Source organism: Okeania sp. SIO2F5, from assembly GCF_010692685.1.
In the GTDB taxonomy this organism is placed as follows: Bacteria; Cyanobacteriota; Cyanobacteriia; order Cyanobacteriales; family Microcoleaceae; genus Okeania; species Okeania hirsuta.
In genome coordinates this window covers 52,356-72,081 of sequence record NZ_JAAHGU010000024.1, presented here as the reverse complement: position 1 = coordinate 72,081, position 19,726 = coordinate 52,356, and the positions used below count along the sequence as shown (strand labels likewise).

General features: G+C 33.6%; 19 protein-coding genes. 14 read left to right on the top strand and 5 right to left on the bottom strand.

Annotated features, from left to right (window positions below; genetic code table 11):
* The 4 genes from F6K27_RS11580 to F6K27_RS11565 form a co-directional block, all read left to right on the top strand.
* Nucleotides 1-517, top strand: a 517-nt coding sequence (locus F6K27_RS11580) for a DUF3134 domain-containing protein (protein ID WP_287300869.1), incomplete at its 5' end; no start/stop codon positions are given.
* A 232-nt stretch (nt 518-749) separates the two neighbouring features.
* Nucleotides 750-1,835, top strand: a complete 1,086-nt coding sequence (gene mraY, locus F6K27_RS11575; RefSeq protein ID WP_287275109.1) for a phospho-N-acetylmuramoyl-pentapeptide-transferase — start codon at nt 750-752, stop codon at nt 1,833-1,835.
* 223 nt (nt 1,836-2,058) lie between these two features.
* Nucleotides 2,059-2,985, top strand: coding sequence for a glycosyltransferase family 2 protein (locus F6K27_RS11570; RefSeq protein WP_287275111.1), 927 nt, complete (start codon nt 2,059-2,061; stop codon nt 2,983-2,985).
* A gap of 574 nt (nt 2,986-3,559) precedes the next feature.
* Nucleotides 3,560-3,874: a hypothetical protein gene (locus F6K27_RS11565; protein WP_287275113.1), complete on the top strand. Its 315-nt coding sequence runs from the start codon at nt 3,560-3,562 to the stop codon at nt 3,872-3,874.
* Nucleotides 3,875-4,402: 528 nt separating this feature from the next.
* Here the strand turns inward: F6K27_RS11565 and F6K27_RS11560 are convergent.
* Entirely contained in the window at nt 4,403-4,900 is a 498-nt protein-coding gene (locus F6K27_RS11560; RefSeq protein WP_287275114.1) for a 2TM domain-containing protein, read from the bottom strand.
* A gap of 391 nt (nt 4,901-5,291) precedes the next feature.
* Between F6K27_RS11560 and F6K27_RS11555 the strand changes: the two genes are divergently transcribed.
* Together F6K27_RS11555 and F6K27_RS11550 are read left to right on the top strand one after the other, a co-directional pair.
* Entirely contained in the window at nt 5,292-6,410 is a 1,119-nt protein-coding gene (locus F6K27_RS11555; protein WP_287275116.1) for a DUF262 domain-containing protein, read from the top strand.
* Nucleotides 6,410-7,090, top strand: coding sequence for an MAE_28990/MAE_18760 family HEPN-like nuclease (locus tag F6K27_RS11550; RefSeq protein ID WP_287275118.1), 681 nt, complete (start codon nt 6,410-6,412; stop codon nt 7,088-7,090). Before F6K27_RS11555 ends, F6K27_RS11550 begins: the two co-directional genes overlap by 1 nt.
* A gap of 253 nt (nt 7,091-7,343) precedes the next feature.
* On the opposite strand, the gene F6K27_RS11545 is transcribed toward F6K27_RS11550, so the two are convergent.
* Entirely contained in the window at nt 7,344-8,999 is a 1,656-nt protein-coding gene (locus tag F6K27_RS11545) for an AarF/ABC1/UbiB kinase family protein (RefSeq protein WP_287275119.1), read from the bottom strand.
* A 259-nt stretch (nt 9,000-9,258) separates the two neighbouring features.
* A complete protein-coding gene (locus tag F6K27_RS11540) occupies nt 9,259-9,480 on the bottom strand; it encodes a hypothetical protein (protein ID WP_287275121.1) in 222 nt (73 codons plus the stop codon).
* Nucleotides 9,481-9,928: 448 nt separating this feature from the next.
* On the opposite strand from F6K27_RS11540, the gene F6K27_RS11535 reads away from it, so the two are divergent.
* From F6K27_RS11535 to F6K27_RS11525, 3 genes are all read left to right on the top strand, one after another.
* The gene (locus F6K27_RS11535) at nt 9,929-10,195 is read left to right on the top strand and encodes a hypothetical protein (protein WP_287275123.1); all 267 of its coding nucleotides are present in this window, start codon (nt 9,929-9,931) and stop codon (nt 10,193-10,195) included.
* A gap of 583 nt (nt 10,196-10,778) precedes the next feature.
* A complete protein-coding gene (locus F6K27_RS11530) occupies nt 10,779-11,864 on the top strand; it encodes a restriction endonuclease (RefSeq protein WP_287275124.1) in 1,086 nt (361 codons plus the stop codon).
* Between the two features lie 915 nt (nt 11,865-12,779).
* Nucleotides 12,780-12,905, top strand: a complete 126-nt coding sequence (locus F6K27_RS11525) for a hypothetical protein (protein ID WP_287275125.1) — start codon at nt 12,780-12,782, stop codon at nt 12,903-12,905.
* A 149-nt stretch (nt 12,906-13,054) separates the two neighbouring features.
* Here the strand turns inward: F6K27_RS11525 and F6K27_RS11520 are convergent, their stop codons facing one another.
* Nucleotides 13,055-13,393: a hypothetical protein gene (locus F6K27_RS11520; protein WP_287284239.1), complete on the bottom strand. Its 339-nt coding sequence runs from the start codon at nt 13,391-13,393 to the stop codon at nt 13,055-13,057.
* 507 nt (nt 13,394-13,900) lie between these two features.
* Here F6K27_RS11520 and F6K27_RS11515 point away from each other — a divergent pair.
* Nucleotides 13,901-15,760 (top strand): hypothetical protein, encoded by a 1,860-nt coding sequence (locus F6K27_RS11515; protein ID WP_287275128.1) that lies wholly within the window; start codon nt 13,901-13,903, stop codon nt 15,758-15,760.
* 104 nt (nt 15,761-15,864) lie between these two features.
* The gene (locus F6K27_RS11510) at nt 15,865-15,993 is read left to right on the top strand and encodes a hypothetical protein (RefSeq protein WP_287300868.1); all 129 of its coding nucleotides are present in this window, start codon (nt 15,865-15,867) and stop codon (nt 15,991-15,993) included.
* A 723-nt stretch (nt 15,994-16,716) separates the two neighbouring features.
* On the opposite strand, the gene F6K27_RS11505 is transcribed toward F6K27_RS11510, so the two are convergent.
* A complete protein-coding gene (locus F6K27_RS11505) occupies nt 16,717-16,935 on the bottom strand; it encodes a hypothetical protein (RefSeq protein ID WP_287275131.1) in 219 nt (72 codons plus the stop codon).
* A 119-nt stretch (nt 16,936-17,054) separates the two neighbouring features.
* Between F6K27_RS11505 and F6K27_RS11500 the strand changes: the two genes are divergently transcribed.
* From F6K27_RS11500 to F6K27_RS34325, 3 genes are all read left to right on the top strand, one after another.
* Nucleotides 17,055-18,224 (top strand): NACHT domain-containing protein, encoded by a 1,170-nt coding sequence (locus tag F6K27_RS11500; RefSeq protein ID WP_287275132.1) that lies wholly within the window; start codon nt 17,055-17,057, stop codon nt 18,222-18,224.
* Nucleotides 18,225-18,255: 31 nt separating this feature from the next.
* Entirely contained in the window at nt 18,256-19,389 is a 1,134-nt protein-coding gene (locus F6K27_RS11495; RefSeq protein ID WP_287275134.1) for an NACHT domain-containing NTPase, read from the top strand.
* A 160-nt stretch (nt 19,390-19,549) separates the two neighbouring features.
* The coding region (locus tag F6K27_RS34325) for a hypothetical protein (protein ID WP_375339672.1) at nt 19,550-19,726 on the top strand (177 nt) is incomplete at its 3' end.

Below are 19,726 nucleotides of genomic sequence, written 5' to 3'. Positions count from 1 at the left end.
ACAGGAGACCGTAAATCCACAACCAGTAGTTCCACAACCAACTACGGTACAGGAGACCGTAAATCCACAACCAGTAGTTCCACAACCAACTACGGTACAGGAGACCGTAAATCCACAACCAGTAGTTCCACAACCAACTACGGTACAGGAGACCGTAAATCCACAACCAGTAGTTGTGTCACCAAGTATGGTGGAGGCAAAGGTAGAACAACCAGTAGGAAAACCAGTAGGAGTTATTAGTCGTAGAAATAACCAATCTCAGTCACAACCAGTTCTTGTTTACAACCCCTCCCTGCTTCTAATACCTCGCCATGAACCGGCAGATGTAATCCCTACCCAACGAGACTCATCTATAGTGGACTGGTTAGAAACATCAGGCAGAATGTTACCTAGAGATCCTTCAGAATCAGACAATTATCTAGAAGAGGAAGAGGAAATCTCAGAATTGATAGCTGTAGATGACAATTTTAGTGATGATGATGTTTTAGAAGGAAATGCCGATGACTCTGGTGAATAGATATTTTTCAACAATTAATAATTAATAATTAATTATTAATTATTACCTCTCCTTGAAAACGGATAGGATTGACGCGGAGTGGGAAAATTTTTTCTTTTTTCTCCTTGTAAAGGAGAGGCTTTAAACCTTAATTATTCGGTAATTACTAAAAAGCTATTCAGCTTTTAACTGAAGTTGATAATTATTTAATCAAACCTAAAGTATTAAAAAGTGTGTGTGGAGGAGATTTTTTATGCAAAATAAGCTCATTTTTAGTAAATATATTCCTTTATCGGGAGAAAATTTATTCTTGGGTCTGGGTTTAGGATTAAGCTCTTTTGCCCTAATTTTAGATAGCATGGCTAATCGAATTATCGGTATAGAATCTCTGAGCTTACCCCTAATTCTATGTGGTCTAGTAACTGCAAGTTTGGGGTATTGGGTTATACCCATACTTAGAAGACTTAAAGCTGGACAAATAATCCGGGAGGATGGCCCCCAAGCTCATCTACAAAAAGCAGGTACTCCAACTATGGGAGGTATATTTTTTGTTCCGGTGGGAGTAGCGATCGCTCTGTTATTATCGAAATTTCATCCAAATGTCATGGCAGTATCTGCAATGACTCTAGCTTATGGTTTTATTGGTTGGCTGGATGATTGGAAAATTTTGCAACGTAAGTCTAATAAGGGAATATCTCCGAAAATGAAATTGGCTTTGCAGGTGGGTTTTGCAATGCTATTTTGTGGATGGCTAGCATGGAGTGAACCTAGTACGGTTACTAATATTGCTTTACCATTTGGTTTACAATTATCTTTAGGATTACTATTTTGGCCTCTGGCAGGTTTTGTTTTAGTTGCAGAAAGTAATGCTACAAATCTTACGGATGGTGTTGATGGTTTGATGGGAGGTTTGGGAGCAGTTGCATTTTTAGGGTTAGCTGCTTATTTAGCTCCTACTGCTCCGGAGTTAATGATTTTTTGTGCTTGTATGAGTGGTAGTTGTCTCGGTTTTGTTGTTCATAACCGCAATCCTGCTAAGGTGTTTATGGGTGATACAGGGTCGTTAGCTTTGGGTGGAAGTTTAGCTGCAGTTGCTCTACTAACTAATACTCTATGGATATTGTTAATTCTTAGTGTGGTTTTTTTAATAGAAACTCTTTCGGTTATTGCTCAAGTGAGTTATTACAAGGCAACAAAAGGACCTGATGGTGTAGGCAAACGCTTATTTAAAATGGCTCCTTTTCATCATCATTTAGAATTATCTGGTTGGTCGGAAACTCAAGTGGTGGGATGTTTTTACTCAGTTAGTGCAATTTTGGCTAGCTTGTGTTTATTTTAAAAAAAAGGAGTCAGGAGTCAGGAGTCAGGAGTCAGGAGGGAAGAAAGAAGATCGGGAAAAGGAGAAAGTTTTTTTATCACTAATAGACATCTGGTAAAAATCCAAAATAAAATCAATTCTTATCCATAAATTATCAATTATTTATCCCTGTTACCTTTTCCCTCTTTTCTGAAGATGTCTAATTATCCGGACATGATATAAATTATTAATTGAAAAACCGATCATGACAAAAGTTTCGGTAATTGTACCAATTTATAATGGTGAGAAAGACTTGCCAGACTTGATAGAATGTCTGCGGTCGCAAACTTATCCTGCTGACCAAGTAGAATATTTACTCGTAGATAATAATAGTGGCGATCGCAGTAAGTCACTAATTGAAGCAGCAGCACAGTCAAATCAAATTACAATTTGTCTAGTCACTGAAAATCAAATTCAAAGTTCTTATGCTGCTCGCAATGCTGGTATTCGTGCTGCTAGTAGTGAGATATTTGCTTTCACTGATGGTGACTGTCGTCCTCAACCTCAATGGTTAGAAAGTTTAATTCAGCCATTTTCTGACTCTAATATTGGCATTGTAGTGGGAGAAATACTTGCTTTACCTGGGGACAGTTTATTAGAAAAATATGCTGATAAACAAGAGACTCTTTCTCAAAAACATACTTTAGCTAATTCATTTTGTCCTTATGGTCAAACTGCTAATTTAGCTATTAGAAAGCAAGCTTTTGTAGAGGTAGGATTATTTCGCCCTTATTTAACAACGGGTGGAGATGCTGATATTTGTTGGCGTATTTTACGAGAAACTTCTTATCATTTTAAGTTTGTAGAAAATGCCGTAGTTAAACATCGTCATCGTTCAACTTGGAAAGATTTACAAAGTCAATGGCGCAGGTATGGAAAGTCAAATAAGTATTTGCATGAACTCCATGGTGTTGATTTAATGCGAGAGTTGAAAACAAAGGAATATGTGTATCGTTTGAGTAGATGGTTATTAAAAGAATTGCCTTTAAAAACGGTGAAAATAATATCTGGTAAAGCAGAATTGGTAGATTTATTTGATACTCCTATTGGTTTGTTAAATGGTAGGGCAAGAATTATTGGTCAAAAGGAAGCAAAATTATCAGATGAAGCACGACAAATTGAAAGATTTTAGGTAAGCATTTCCTTCGGAATGCTGCGCAAACAGCAGTTAGCCATCAGCTATCAGCTATTACTTTTAGTTTAGGATAAAAGCTTTATTAATTGTCTTACTACAAGAGTTGCTTCCTTTGCCCTTAAAGTCTATTTTAATTTAAACACTCTCCTTAAGGAGAGAATCTTTTTACTGATAGCTGAATGCTTAGGATTTTAGTCTAATTTTTTTATATGGAATTTCATTACTCAGGGTGCTTTAATTATTAATTTTTATAGAATTTATTATAATTGCTTATCTAGCTAATTGGGAGTCAGATTTCAAAGATGAAGGATGAAATTTTGGGCAAAAATAGATGTTTAAAATAGTTTAGTTGATAAATGTCTAACTAATTAAATTTGTTATTTTCCTATGGGGTGTATTGTGATAATATGATTGACGCTTACTCCAGTAATAATAGTGGCAGGTAAGCTCAATTGAATCTGTTTAAAACAGGCCAAAAACTGATACATAATCTAATCAAAGAGGAGATAGTAACATGAAAAACTTGACTGTTGATAGTAAGAAGAACTGTTTATTAGTAGACAAAACATGGATGGAAAACCTGCAGAAAGAGGCTGCATCTGCAAGTTTAGATCCTGGTATGTATGTTTTGCGGATTAAGAGTGGATCATTTAGCTATGGTAGTGGCATGGGTGATGAACCATTTGTGTTACTCTGGATATATGGTGGCAAATTTGTTAACTTGAAGACAAATGTTGAAACTTCAGCTACATGGTCTTCTTTAAATGGATATGATGATACGATTACATTGGAAGTCAAAGAAGCAATTATAGTTAGTGCTTTATTTATTGATGTTCATGAAGATGATAATTCTGGTGAAGTTACTGTTTCTATTTTGGATGCGTAAATCATCAGTTTAATATTGGCTTTTTTGTCAAAAAATTAGTAATAAGTTTGACGCGATCGCTCTCTTAAATTAGTTAGGTGAGCGGTCGTTTATGTTTATTTTGAAGGAAGAAGGAAGAAGAAAAAATCTTGCGTTGTCTGACTTTTATGCTAACGCTTAAGTGTTCTTTTTCATTAATTTGGTCAGCTCCGAAGATTATTTTAAAGGCGTAATCAATTTTGGGGTTAATAAATTTCATAGTGTATTTTATTGAAATCAATAAAACGTTTGAACACTAATAATAGGCGTTAATTTTTTAAATAATTTAAGTGAGCGATCGCTTATTTGTTAGAGAAGAAATTAGGGGAAATTTTCCATAGTTTTAATTAATCAAACAAGCCTTATATTTCCTATATATAATTAGACATCTCCAATAATAAAAAATCAAATCAATGATCGTACAGAAATTATCAGTTATTTCTCCCTATTCCCTATTCCCTATTCCCTCTTTTCTGAAGATGTCTATTTAGCAAGTATCTCCATTTATTTTCAAGACTGTAAATTTTTTAAAATTTTATTTGCTAAAGAGCCAAAAGATTGACCTAATTGTTTTTTCAAACGCCATCTTTGAAAAGCTTGTTCATATTCTTCTCCTTCAATTTGAAAAGTTTTCCAGGCATCTAAAGCTAACCATAATCCCCACAATAATAAAATTGGTAAAGACCAGGAAAGAGTATGAGCAGTTACTAAATTCAGCAACAGTAAAAATGAATTTACAATGGCATATTTAATCAAACTTTGCTTGAATTTGTCTCTACGAACTTGATTAAAAAGTTGTTTTTCCTGAAACTCACTCCGGTGGGAAAGCCATTCTTGTTCTGCTGCTGCTAAGTCTTCTGGAGAAATACCCATCTCATGAGCAATTTCTAATACTTGTGCTCTGGTTAGTTCCCCTCCTTCAGAGCGACGTGCTAGGGCAATTTGCAGAATTTGTTGGGCATCGTCTTGAGCATAAGTTTGGGTAATTTGGTTTTGTTGGTTTGTCATAACTTTATTGCTTAAATTTTAGAATTATTTCTATCATATATTCTAGCTTGCTATAGATATCAAAGAACAACAATAGTAGATTACTGTCTGGTCAATAGGTGAAATTTCTACTGGATATTATTGGTCATTAGCACTAGAAAAAATAACAGTTATCTCAAATTATAAAATGTTTTTTTACAGAGTGTATGTATTTTTTGTTTGTAATTATCTGAAAGATTTACTTGATGAATGGTCTCTGAAGTTATATAGCAGAAGGAAGAAGATTTTAGTTATCTAGGAGAGAAGGAAAAATCTGATGTTGTTTCAGTTTTAAGCTTTTGATAGGTCTTAACCTTTCCTTCAACTGTTATAATATACTTTTAGGTTTAAACAAACTAATTAAAACAAAAATATGCCACCAAAGTCGAAAGCTACTAATAGTAAACCAAGTGTAACTAACGAACTAAAAGAAGCTGCTGAAGCTGAGATTAGGGAAAAACAAAAGCGTGTTGACTATGACACAAAAGAATATCCAGTAGAAGTTCTTACTCAGAAATATATGAAAGGAATAGAAAATGATACTAATGAGTTATTTATTCCTGATTATCAAAGGGAAATGGCTTGGGATGAATCCCGGCAGTCAAAATTTATTGAATCTGTACTTTTAGGATTACCAATACCTTATATATTTGTTGCTGATATTAATGATGAAGAAAATGAAGAAAATGAAGCTCGTTTAGAAATAATAGATGGTACGCAACGTATCCGTACTTTGGCTAAATTTATTAATAATGAGTTAAAACTGACTAATTTATCTAAATTAGGTAAATTAAATGACTTTAGATTTGAGGATTTACCTCTTTCTCGTCAGAGACGTTTCAATAGAGCTACTATTCGGATGATTCAACTTACTGAAGATGCGGATGAGGAAACACGAAGAGATTTGTTTGAACGGATTAATACAGGTAGTGTTGAGTTAAATGAAATGGAAAAACGTAGAGGTATATTACCTGGAAAATTTACCGATATAGTTGAAGAATTATCAAAATTACCCAAGTTTCGAGAGCTTTGTTTGTTTTCTGATGCAGCTATTGCCCGACGAGATCCTCAAGAATTTGTCTTACGTTTTTTTGCCTTTTTAAATAATTATCAAAATTTTGAGAGTAAAGTGGGGGTAAGTAAATTTCTGGATAAATTTTTGGAAAAAACTAACAAAGATAAAAATACAGACTTAAAGAAAATGCGGGATGAATTTGAAACAATGATAGATTTTGTGGAAAAACATTTTCCGAATGGTTTTCGGTCGGGTAAAAAATCAAATCAAACAACTACTAGGATTAAATTTGAATCTCTTTCTGTGGGTGTTGCTCTTGCTTTGAGAGAAAAAAGTAATCTTCAGTATCGAGGAGATGATTTGCTTAATCCTAGCAAGAGTAATTTTCAAAATTACACAAAAGGCGATGCAAGTAGTTCAAGGAAAAAAGTTATTCGTCGGATTGAATATGTACGAGACCAATTGTTAGATAAATAATGACAAGTATATTATTTCAAGACTTTAAGGAACGTTCTAAAGAAGTAAGTAAGTATTTTATTTTTCTCAAGAATTTAGAACAAGGAACTATTCAACTGGCGATGGAAGGTAAAGCAAAAGCAAAAATTAAGGAAATTGATTCTGAGTTAATAAAAACTTTGAAAGCAAGTGCTTTTTTACTGCTTTACAATTTAATAGAATCCACAATGAGAGACGCTATTGAAGCAATATTTGATGAATTGCAAAGTCAAGGTATTTCATTCAACAAAATTAGACCGGAACTAAAGAAAATTGTTCTGGAAAACCTCAAGAATAAAAGCTCTAGTGAAGTTTATCATATAATTGTAGATATCTCTCTTGATATTATTAAAGTTGGATTTGATAGAAAAAAACTATTCTCAGGAAATATTGATGCTAAACAGATTAAAAAAACAGCAGATAAATATGGATTTTCTGCAGACACAAAAACTGATAGTAGCGATTTATTGACAGTAAAGACTAATAGAAATGATTTAGCGCATGGCATTAAATCTTTTGCCGAAGTAGGCAAAGAGAAAAGTGCTGATGAACTAATAAAAATCAAAAATAATGTAGTGAAGTATTTGAGACAAATCCTAGAAAATATTGAAACATATTTAACTAATCAAGAATATTTAGATTCATCTACAAATACTCCCTAATATTATGTTCAGATTATGAAATATAATTCAATACGGTTCATATAAAACCAAAACTCATAAGGTATCGATCTATAGACTAATGTACTTTCCTTCTGGATACATCTCATATTTGCAAAAATACTATTTTCCTGTATATTCCCTGTTGCCTGTTGCCTGTTGCCTGTTGCCTAAAAGCGATAAATTTTTGGCTTTATTCAAAATTTAGATGCACCCTTCCTTCTTTCTTCTTCCTTCTTCCTTCTTCTAACTGTATTTACTCTCGCCAACGACCAGAACGAAGAATACTAATAATTAACCACAACCCAAGAAAACTAGCTACTGCAAATAAAGCTTCACTTAATACAGATAACTGACTACTTTGAGAACCTGCAGTTACAATAGCAGCACCAATAATTAACGAACCTACAACTACACTAAAAGATAGTCTATTAGCCGACTTATTTACACTACGAGTCAAAGGTTCAAGATCTTTTAAAGTCAAATTCCACTTCAATGTTTCAGAAGTAAGTCTATCTAAAAATAAGTCTAGTTGACGAGGCGACTCTAAAGATAAATTCTTCACATCAATAGCAGTTCTTAATAAGGTTTGTACTGGGTCGTCCCCTAATAATTGTCGGCGAAATAAATCGGTCATTAATGGTTTAATCTCATCCAAAAGATTAATTTGAGGATAAAAACTACGAGCGACTCCTTCTAAATTTGCTAAAGTTTTGGAATATAAACCTAAATTACTGGGTAATTTAATTTTGTTGTTACGACACAGTTGTAAGATGTCATAAAATACTTCAGAAAAGTTGATTTCAGATAAGCTGAGATTGTAATATTTTCGCAGCATTTTGCTGTAATCATTTTCCAACTTAGCTAAATTTGACCGTTGAGCAACTTCTGCCATTTCTAAAGTTAGCTGAGTACATCTTTTAGCATCTAGATCAACGATCGCTAATAATAATTCCGTTAAATTCTGCTGACTGCGAGGATCGAGACGACCTACCATTCCACAATCTAGTAGAGCAATACGTCCATCTTCCAGATAAAATATGTTGCCAGGATGAGGATCGGCATGAAAAAAACCAGTGATATAAAACTGTTGAAAGAAAGCACGACATAATAATGTAGAGAGTGCCTGCTTTTCTGCATCTACATCCCCATTATTGTTAATACCTTTGACCTTCGCTGATAAGATAGGTTTACCATTTAGCCATTCGAGAACTAATATTTTCGGAGTTGTTAATTCCCAATATACTTTCGGAAGCATTATTTGCTTAGGGTCAAACCACTTACTGGTAGATAAGTCCTGACGTAGTTCGTCGGTATAAGCAGCTTCCTTGGTGAAATCAAGTTCAGCTTTCAGAGCAACACTAAACTCTTCCGCAAGAGAAACTATATCGTAGTCATTGCCAAAATCTGTGAATGAAACTAATTCAGCTAAACTTTTTAGCAGGGATGTGTCTTTGTCAATTATTCTGTCAATACCTGGACGTTGAACTTTTAGAGCTACTTCTGTACCGTCTTTTAGAGTCGCTTTGTAAGTTTGAGCTATGGAACCCGCTGCTACACACTCAGTATTAATATCGCTAAATATTTCTTCTAGAGGTTGGGATAATTGTTGACGAATTAAGACTTCTACTTCTGACCAAGGTACTGCTGGTACATTGGCCTGCAAACTTGACAAGGTGTCAATATAGTCTGCTGGTAATAAGTCTGGACGGGTACTAAGTAGCTGGCCGAGCTTTACATATACTGGGCCTAAATCTACAAGAATATTGCGTAGAACTTCTGGTGTTGGTATATCTGGTTCGCCAGTTTTGCCCCCTGTGAGGAGGGTTTTCATATAGTCCCAACCATTGCGGAACACAATTTCGACTATTTCAGCTCGGCGAGAATTAGTTGCTGTCAGGCTAGATAACACTGGGCCTCCCAATGATTGGATTGATGTTTGTTTTATAGCAGAAGGCAGAAGGCAGAAGCGGTGCGACCCCGCGTAGGCGACAGACGCAAGCGGTCAGACCCCGCGACGACGCCAGCTCGCTTGCGGAATGCTGACCAAGAGAGGGAATGCGCACCAAGAGAGGCAGAAGGAAAAATCTGGCGTTGTCTGAGTGTTCTGCTTTTGATCTGTCCTCACCTTTCTTTCGACTGCTTTACCGATAGGGAAAATCTGATATATCTCAATATTTAGGATAGCGTTGATCGAAAGCTGGCGCATTTTGAGTAACTTTCATCTCAGCCATAGACTTTTTTTCCTTATCTAGACTGACTTTTAAGAATTTTATCCGAAATAAAATGTATAGCAAGGAACGAGTTGGTGTTTGACTGATGTTAATGATGAACCGTAAGACAGAGAAATACTTTTCCCACTGTTGACTGTTGCCTGCTATATCAATTTTCAATCAAATTAAAACTTTTGACTTTTTATTTTTGACTTTTGTTTTAAGAAAAAGTATCTGTTTTGACAGCAAGAAAACCATAAATTAGAAAAATTTCCGCTTTACATTATTCCCAAAGTTCTTTATATTTATTTTATAATCAATAAAGATATGTAGTCAGGAATCCCAGGACTAAAGTTCAAGGGCTTGGATAGACTGCTTGAAGTCTTTGCCAGCCAACACCTGACTAGCCTTAGAGCTTTGCAGTCTAAGTTACAGGTCAGTGTTAAAGTTCCTATCTTGAGATGCTCTGCCAGTCCCATGCTCTAGAACTCAATGGTTAAACAGGCATAGTTGGTTAAGCCAGTACCTTTGACATAGTACCTACCTATAGCATTGTCATTTCGGCTGCCGATCTTTATTTATCCCCTAGCTAAGGCTAAGGGTTTCCAAATTACCAAAGTATTTTTAGATGAATAATATAGAATCTGTCGCAATTGAACGGTTTCAGACTCAGAGTCCTATAGATTTAGACAGTTGTCAGTTAAACCGCGAGTTAGTTGGGTCTAGGGTAGTAATGGTGATTGACTGCCCATCTACGGAAAAGTGCCATCAACTTTGGCGCGATCGCTACCTATTAATGCGTCGGTGTTTAGATTTATGGTTAGCTCATCAAATCGTAATTAGTTACAAGGGACATCCTTATGGTCGTACTCCGATGCGTCAATCTTTAGCCTGATTATTTTCTTGGTTAAATTATATATATAGCAATTTTCATACTGGTGAGGCGCTATATAAATTATAGCTGGCGGTGCGCAGTGACGCACCGTTATTATTTTTTGTAAATTTTTAGTTAGAAATAATTTTGTTAAAAATTTGAAACTATTACTCCTATTGTCTGTTGCCTTAATATTTTCTATACAACAGGGAACAGGGAATAGGGAATAAAATATACTTTTGTATTTGAGTAGTCAATCTAAAAATAATTTTTCCTACTTATTTAAGCTGACTATCAAATATACAATTAATTTTGCTTAACTACTTAGTAAAAATATATAAAGAAAAGTTGAAATAACTAAGTTTTGGATGTACTTTCTCAGACTAACGTTTATTCAAAATTTATTTCTGGTCTCTATATCGCGATGATACTTACTATATAATTATTCAAAGCTTATTCTAAATAATAAATACTCAAAAAAATAGCAGTGTTAAATAATTTGTCAAAAATTCAAGCATATAGATAAAAAGTATGAAATTGTTACTGATAACTGATAACTGAAATGACCCATTTTGCCTAATTTCAATATATTCCAAGATATTTTATGCACAACGAAAATATAACTGCTAGACCTATTCAGAAAATTCTATTTGGTAGCCCAGGTACAGGCAAAAGTTATAAAGTGCGAGAGATAGCAACTAATTCGTTGGGAATTAAATGGCATGAACAAACAAAATCATTAGAAAACACAATTAAAACAGTCTTTCATCCTGAATATACTTATGCTGATTTTGTAGGAAAATTATTGCCACAGACTATCGGCAGTTCGGTTATATATAAATTTTATCAAGGTCATTTTTTACGAGCATTAGGATTAGCTTACAAACATTTAGTTAATAATAGTAATGAGAATGTGCTGTTAGTAATTGACGAATTAAACCGAGGTAATGCTGCTGCTATATTCGGTCCGATTTTTCAATTATTAGATAGAGAACCAGATAATTGGTCAACTTATGATGTCAATTTATCAGAGTTAGAAATAGTGGCTTTGTTAGGGTCGATGGGGTATGATGCTCAAACAACTGATAAAAATATACAAGTGGATGGAAGTAATTTTGATGTTTTTTGTAAGATGACAAAGATGAATTTAGAAATGAGTAATAATCAGGATGGTTTAAGGGTATTAGAAAATTTGACAAGTCAGAGAATTTCTATTCCTAGAAATTTATCAATTATTGCGACGATTAATACTTCGGATGAGTCGATTTATTATTTAGATAGTGCTTTCAAACGGAGATGGGATTGGGAATATGTGGATGTGCCTGGTTATGGAATAGAAAAAATTAAAGATATAGCGATCGAGGGTAAGGATGAGAAATGGGTTTCTTTTGTGAATAAGTTGAATGATTTTATTAAGGTAAATCATCATCTAATTCGCCGTATTGAAGATAAACAAATTGGAGTTTGGTTTTTGAAGTCTGAAGATAATCAAGTTACGAAAGAATCTATAGAGAATAAGTTAATGTTTTATCTTTGGGATAGTGTATTTCCTAGAGATAGAAGACCTTTGGAAGACTTATTATCAAAAGTGGATAAACAAAGTATTAAATTAATTACTTATTCTGATTTTATTGCTTTATCTGATGATTTTATTGATGCGATTATTTCTTGTGAATGGTTGACTTTTTAAGTGATTTTTATTTTTTGCTGTTTATAGAGGATATTTAATATAGGAAAAGCCAGAAGAGAAAAAGAAAGAGTTCAATAATTTAGAATGCGCGAATTTAGAATGCGCGAATTTAGAATTACCTCTCCTTGAAAAGAAGAGGATTGGGTTAAAAGGAATTTTTTTCTTCTCTTGGTCGATTGGATATGGTTAGGAAACCTATCCATCCCACCCTACGGGAAGCTGCGCTAACGACCGCTTCTCTGTCCATGAATGGAGAGGCTTTATACCTTAATTTTTCGGTAAGATTTTCAACCAGATTTAGTATTATAAAAATTGTTACTTAATTTGCTCGTAATTTCTTTAACAATTTCTTGATCGCTTGAGTTTTTTTACAACTGATAACTGATAACTGAAATGACCTGTTTTAGGAGATTTGGTGGTAACAATTACCCAATTATTAGAAACCAGTAATTAAAGATATCGTTGGCAGTAGTTTTACCGATAAATTGTGGTTTAAAGCCTCCCCTTTTAAGGGGAAAAAGAAAAAAAAATTCCTTTGAGTCAATCTTCTTATTTTCAACAAGGAGAGGTAATTATTAATTATTAATTAGGGTTTGCGGAATAAATCTCAAAAAGTTGATATATAAAGGTTTTAGTCTTTTTATGTCTGGAAAAAGTACCTGGTTTTTAGCTCTTCATCGTCAAAAAGGAGCGCATTTTGGGCAAGAGTTGTGCAGAAAATCAAGGGACGATTATTCTGACTAACTCCTCTATAATTCCCATTCCTTCTGAATTCTGGATTCTGGATTCTGGATTCTGACTCCTATCCTTACCACTCATACTTTTTCAGCAAACCCTAATTATTAATTGTTGAAACTCCTCTGAATTGAATTTAAAGGTAGTTGAAATGTTGTCAAATTTCTTCAATAAATTAAAGTGAAAATGATTTGCTTTGATGGGGATAATCATGGCGCTCTACTACTGCCAGGTGCAATAATTATTATATTTTTTGTTGATACTAACTCCTGCCGTTGTTCGTGTAGTTTTATTGCTTGTCTCTAATAATTTTTCTCTTTATTCATACTTAATTCTCAGTAAACGTTGCGATCGAATTGAGGATGACTGTGGATATGTTCTAATATACTGCTGATAATTTCTAGACCAAAATAAGATTTTTGATTATTAGACTGCGATTTATTTTGAGGAGAGGTCTAGTAGCTTTGTTGCGTATGTCGCAATAAGAGTTTTTGCTTAGTCTGATATTTTTTTGGCAGTCGGTGGTTTTGTTGCGTATGTCGCAATAGGAGTTTTTGCTTAGTCTGATATTTTTTTGGCAGTCGGTGGTTTTGTTGCGTATGTCGCAATAGGAGTTTTTGCTTAGTCTGATATTTTGGCAGTCGGTGGTTTTGTTGCGTATGTCGCAATAGGAGTTTTTGCTCAGTCTGATATTTTTTTGGCAGTCGGTGGTTTTGTTGCGTATGTCGCAATAGGAGTTTTTGCTCAGTCTGATATTTTTTTGGCAGTCGGTGGTTTTGTTGCGTATGTCGCAATAGGAGTTTTTGCTTAGTCTGATATTTGATTTTGGCAGTCGGTGGTTTTGTTGCGTATGTCGCAATAGGAATTTTTGCTTAGTCTGATATTTTTGTGACAGTCAATAGAGTTGTTGCGGATAAAAAGCGAAGAAGAAATTAATGTTTTGGTTTTATAATCACTAATTAGGGCTTGCTGATTAATCCTAAAAGTATTGAAATATCAAGCTTTCAGCCTTATTAGGTTGAAAAAAAGTGCCAGCTTTTAGCTCAAGAAAGCTCAAAAAACTAGTATTTTGGGCAAGAGTTGGGCAGAAAAATTAAGGGACAATTCTTTCTACTACATCCTCTGTAATTCCCATTTATCCTGACTCCTGACTCCTGACTCCTACCCTCACCCATAAGACTTTTTCAGCAAACCCTAATTATCTGAGTTTAATATTAGTCCCTAAATTTATTTATCTGCTTTACTTCTTCCTTACTCCCTCTCTCCTAGATAACTAAACACTTTTTTCCTTCCTCATAAAAATGATAAATTTTGCCGAATTAAAACCTAGAGTTAACACTAAATATTCTTTTGTCGGCATTGAAAAAAAGGGAGGTAAGTTGATTTTTCATTTACCTAAAGGATTTACTCAGGATGACCCGAATATTAATAATTTTGACTTTAAATGTGAATTATTTTTCAAGCTCTATAAAGTTCTGAAAATTGTGCAAGATATTTATCAAGAAAAAGGATATTTGCAAAAAAATATCAAAATTAATGACCGCGATGGTGTATTAAAACAGGAAGCAGGAAAAGAAGTTATTATAAACGATAATCAAGAAAGTATTTTTTATAGCAAACTTGATGGCTTAGATAATATTTTAGATGTCTACGATGAATTGAAAATATTAGCACTTGTCTCTCGTCTTAGTAAATCTGAAACTATAGACTATAGTAAAATTCATCGTTATCTTCACAAATCTACTTTCCTGAATAATGGTGCTATTTTTATTGACTCTATTGATATACCTCGTCAACAAATATCTTATGAAGCTTCTGATATTGTGGCAATGTATTGTTATATATTTACTGAGATTAAACAAAAATTAGGCGAAAATGTTAATCCTGAAATTGCTGCTCTATCTGCTAGGTTTCGGCAAAAGTATATTGGATATGAATATAGTCTGTTTAGCGAAGAACATTATTCCTTAATCATCAATACTTTGAGAGATGCTTTAGAAGTAATTGATAACTATACGGCATTAAAAGATATAGATTATTGGCATTTTTATGATGCAGTTGAGAAATTTTTATTTGGGGAATTGGATGATGTAGAAGATGGAAAAATATGGGGATTTAATAATTTTCATACTGTTTGGGAGGGAATGTGTTTAACTTATCTGCTTAGATACACAAATCCATGTTTTGTCTGTTATCTGAATAGCCGATATATTGCTTCTGAAATAATTGCTCATTTCAATTACAAAAATAGAATTATTGATTTGAGTAAGATTTTTCATGTCAACGGCAAGGATATTTTTCCCGATGCTGTAATTATTTCATTTAATACTAAAAATAATCGCTCAAACTCCACACTTCCAAATTTAATCCCACCTACAACTTCATATCAAATTGAAAAAGTCAAAAATTGGAATGACTTACAGTACTACACCACCTTCAGATGCAATAAATATCAATTAAAAATTGCCCTTATTCATCAAAACCCAGAACTAGAAAATCATACTTTTAACGAGTTAGCTAAATTCTGCAAACTTGAGGGAGATACACTGATAGTTAATTATTTGCCAAATCAGTTTTATTCTTATTGGGAAATTTTGGATGACTTTAGTCTCGAACAACTACAAATGATGGAAAATTTGAATCACATATTTTATCTAGCTCTTAAATTTGGCATCTTATCTGCCGATAGATTTTTTCAACGGTTTATTGACTATGTTTTGGGGTCTGAATATCTCCTTAAAGACAACATATTCTATCTGTCTCTCTTTCGGGATAAGGACAGACTCCGCTCTCTCAAAGAAATCAATCAAAGCTTTAGTAATTTCCTGAGTAAAATTATGAATAAAATCTCTATTCAGGTGATTGATATTAAATATGCCAACTTTGATTATTATCTGAATCAAGGAAATCGAGAAGAAGTTAAAAGTCGAAGTATTAGAAAACAATTTGTCTATGAGTATTTGATTCAAAATTATCTGGAAAATTATCAAAGTACTGTTAAAAATTGGAGTATTAATAGTGAATTTTGGCTGCCTACTTACAGGAAAAATTTACCAGTGCTTACTCCTGGTACTAAATATATGGATGATTATGTGAAATTAACGGGGGTTAATATTGTGAAAGTTATTGATAGTTATATAACGCTAGGGAATAGGGAATAGGGAATAGGGAATAGTAAACTTTTCTATTGGTAATTATGTATTGCTTGATTTTTGTTTCTATGAAGACTTTCCCTAAGAGTTCAAAATATTTTTTATCTGCTTCAATGGTTGTATCTGCTGCTTGGGTTTTGTATGTCATATTTTTTTCTGAAATTAATAATTTTCCTCTTTTCTCTTCAAATAAGTATCGTTTGATTTTAATTAAGGATTTAGCGATCGCTTTTCCATATTAAGTGTTTTGATTATGAGCTACTTTTTTTGCGTTGAATAAAAAGTCATGTGTATGGGCGAGCAACCGCCAATGATACTTACAATATCACCATTTTTTCCGATGTGCAATGAGAAATCCTATATTTTTTTCTGGTGCTTCGTGCAATGACAGTTGTGGGTTCAAAGTTGGGAGTCTAGGAATAACGAAATGAGTAGCGAGGGTCGAATTTTACTCATCTATTATTTAGCGATCGCTTTTCCATTTTACTATTTTGATTATGAGCTGCTTTTTTTGCGTTGAATAAAAAGTCATGCGTATGGGCGAGCAACCCCCAATGATACTTACAATATCACCATTTTTTCCGATGTGCAATGAGAAATCCTAAATTTTTCTGGTGCTTCGTGCAATGACAGTTGTGGGTTCAAAGTTGGGAGTCTAGGAATAACGAAATGAGTAGCGAGGGTCGAATTTTGGTGATTATAGAAGAGCGATCGCTTTTCCTTATGAGTGTGTTGATGGTGAGCTGCTTTTTTTGCGTTGAATAAAAAGTCATGTTTAGGGGCTAACAACCCCCATTAACACTTATACTATCACCATTTTTTCTGACGTGCAATGAGAAATCCTACCTTTTTTTAGTGCTTAGTGTAATGAAAAATGAGCGATCGCCAAGGAGCTTAACTGCAAAAATAACTACACACTCTGTAGGAGAAACAAGGAAATATCAATAATTTAGCCTTCTTTCTTATTACTTCCCAATAGCTTTGATTAATTTTACTGCCGAAATTGTGGTCACATAAATAATTATAGATAAACCAATAGCGCTAGAAATTAACAAACCAGCTTCTCGATGCACAACGATAAAATTTATGGTTCGGTCAGCTACGCAAGGCCATGTAGAACAAATTTCAGTATTTAATTGTTCTTGCTCTTTGATTTTTTGGTTGGATAGGGTTTGATTATTCATGGAACTAATTTTTAACTCTACTATTAACAGCATGAACCAGAATTTAAGGTACTTAGTCTAAGTAAAAGTCAGAGTGATGTTAAAGTTTGTCAAAGTTGTAAAAGTTGATTTTTTCAGTTATGGGTAGGTCGCTTCGAGTATCTGAGGAGGGCGTTCAAAAAGTTAAAAATGCTCTGAAACGTTTGGGATGGAAACAACAGGGTTTAGCAACTAGAGTTGAATGTTCCCGTCAAACTATTTCTAGTTTTCTGAAGAGAAATCGAATTTCTTGTGAAATCTTTAAATCTATTTGCTCTGAATTGGGTTTGACTATAAAAGAAGTTGCTGAGATAGAGTCGAATAATATAAATAATTTAGTGCTAAAAGTACGAGAAATTATTGAGTCTATTATCCGCGACAGATGTGGCACAATGCGGATTTTTGATATGGCTCAACCCATTGGGTTAAATGATATTTATACTCATGTGAATATCCTAGAAAAAATTAAGGCACGCCGACGTAAATCAATTAATGAATTATTACAAGAATGTGAATCGGGAAAGTTGGAAGGTTGGGTATTTGGAAAAACTACAGAGACAAGATTTCCAGGAATAGAGGCAGTAGAAAAATATCGGAAGTTAATGATTTGGGGGAACCCAGGAGCGGGTAAAACTACTTTTCTAAAATATATAGCTATTCAATGTATAGAAGGGAATTTTTTATCTGGCTATTTACCTATATTTTTGACTCTGAGAGATTTTGCTGAAGTTGCGGATAAACTGGGAATTTTGGAATATCTTCATCAGGAATTTTTGCCAAATTTGCCGAGACAAGAAAGTTCTTTACAAGAAATTATTAGGGAAGGCAGGGCAATAATTTTATTTGATGGTTTGGATGAGGTGAGGGAGGTAAATGTGGAGGATGTTATTAGGAAAATTCGTGATTTTTCCGATCGATATCCAGCCAATCATTTTATTATTACTTGTCGAATAGCAGCGAGAGAATATACGTTTGATAAGTTCACTGAGGTGGAGGTTGCTGATTTTGATGATGAACAAATATCGACGTTTGCTAATAATTGGTTTGAAAATAAGTCTGTAAAACCTGAATATTTTCTGGAGCAGGTACGAGAAAATGAGCGAGTTTTGGAGCTAGCGACAAATCCTTTATTATTGACTCTTTTATGTTTGGTATTTGAGGAGTCTGGAGATTTTCCAGCAAATCGTTCTGAGTTATATAAGGAAGGATTTAGATGCGCTATTAAAAAAATGGGATGCCAAGCGTGGAATTCAACGTCGTCAAGTTTATGAGAAATTATCGCCTCAAAGGAAGGAGGATTTATTGAGTAAAATCGCCTGGATTACTTTTGAGAATGGAGAGCTTTTCTTTAAGCAGAAAGTAGCTGAGAAATATATCACTGATTATATTTGTAATTTGCCTGGAGCTAATACTGATGAGGAAGCTTTACAACTGGATAGTGAAGTTGTTTTGCGTTCTATAGAATCTCAGCATGGGTTATTAGTTGAACGTGCGAAAAGTGTTTATTCTTTTTCCCATTTGACTTTTCACGAATATTTTACTGCTAGGGAATTTATTATTGGCAAAAATTCTTCGGAGGAGGCGTTGAAAAGTTTAGTTAGTCATCTTACTGACTATCGTTGGAAAGAGGTATTTTTATTGGCTGTTGGAATGTCTTCTAATGCTGATGGTTTGTTGTTGTTAATGAAGGAAAAGGTTGATGGGATTTTAAGTGGAGATGAAAAATTACAGATTTTTTTGAAATGGGTAAATGAAAAGTCTCTTATCTGTGATGTTTCGGTAGAACCATTGGTTTTTCCACTCTTCTACTTTTTTTTTGAATGTACCTTTAATGTTCTATTTTTTGTTCACGAGGAAGTTTCAAAATTCACTGAAGAATCTGATATTAACAATATCAATTATTTTTACCAAGAATTTATCTCTGGTTTTGACAAAGCATATATATTTTTCAATAATCTGATGTTTGAAGAAGAATTAAAAAATTATGATTTGATGCTTGATATAGAATTATATCAATTGCTAGATTCGGTAAAAATGCCATATTTTTATATTTATTCACACCCCAAAAATACAATTTATAATATTATTAAAAATCGAATTGATTTGGAATTTAAAGAAGAATTATATCAACTAAAATCTGAATTACCAAATTCTAATCAACCAAAGAAAAAATTTGAGGAATGGTTGAAAACTAATGGTCAAGCTTGTAGTGATAAATTAAGAAAATTAATAATTAAATATCGCAATATTTGTCACTATTGGCAGTTTAATGATGAGCAGCTTTTTGCCTTGAGGGATTATTATTATGCTAATGGATTACTTTTTAATTGCCTCAACAGTGATTGTTATGTCAGCCGAAAAGTCAGACAAGAAATAGAAGACACATTATTATTACCAATTGCTGAAATACAAAAACGCAACACAGCAAGTCTTTAGTTATAGACATCCTCTCATTTCAACAAAATCTCAATCAAAATCTAACTCCAAAATTGGCAATGTTTTGTTGAACTAAGGATTCATACAGGGAGAATTTGCGAGACATAAGCTAAAATCTGAATTACCAAATTCTAATCAATTAAAAGAAAAATTTTAGGAGTTGTGGAAAATTAATGGTAAATCTTGGAGTAATAAATTAAGAAAACTAGCAATTAAATATCGCAATATTTGTCACGATTGGCAGTTTAATGATGAGCAGCGTTTTGCCTTGAGAGATTATTATTATGCTAATGGATTACTTTTAAATTGCCTCAACAGTGATTTTTATGTCAGCCGA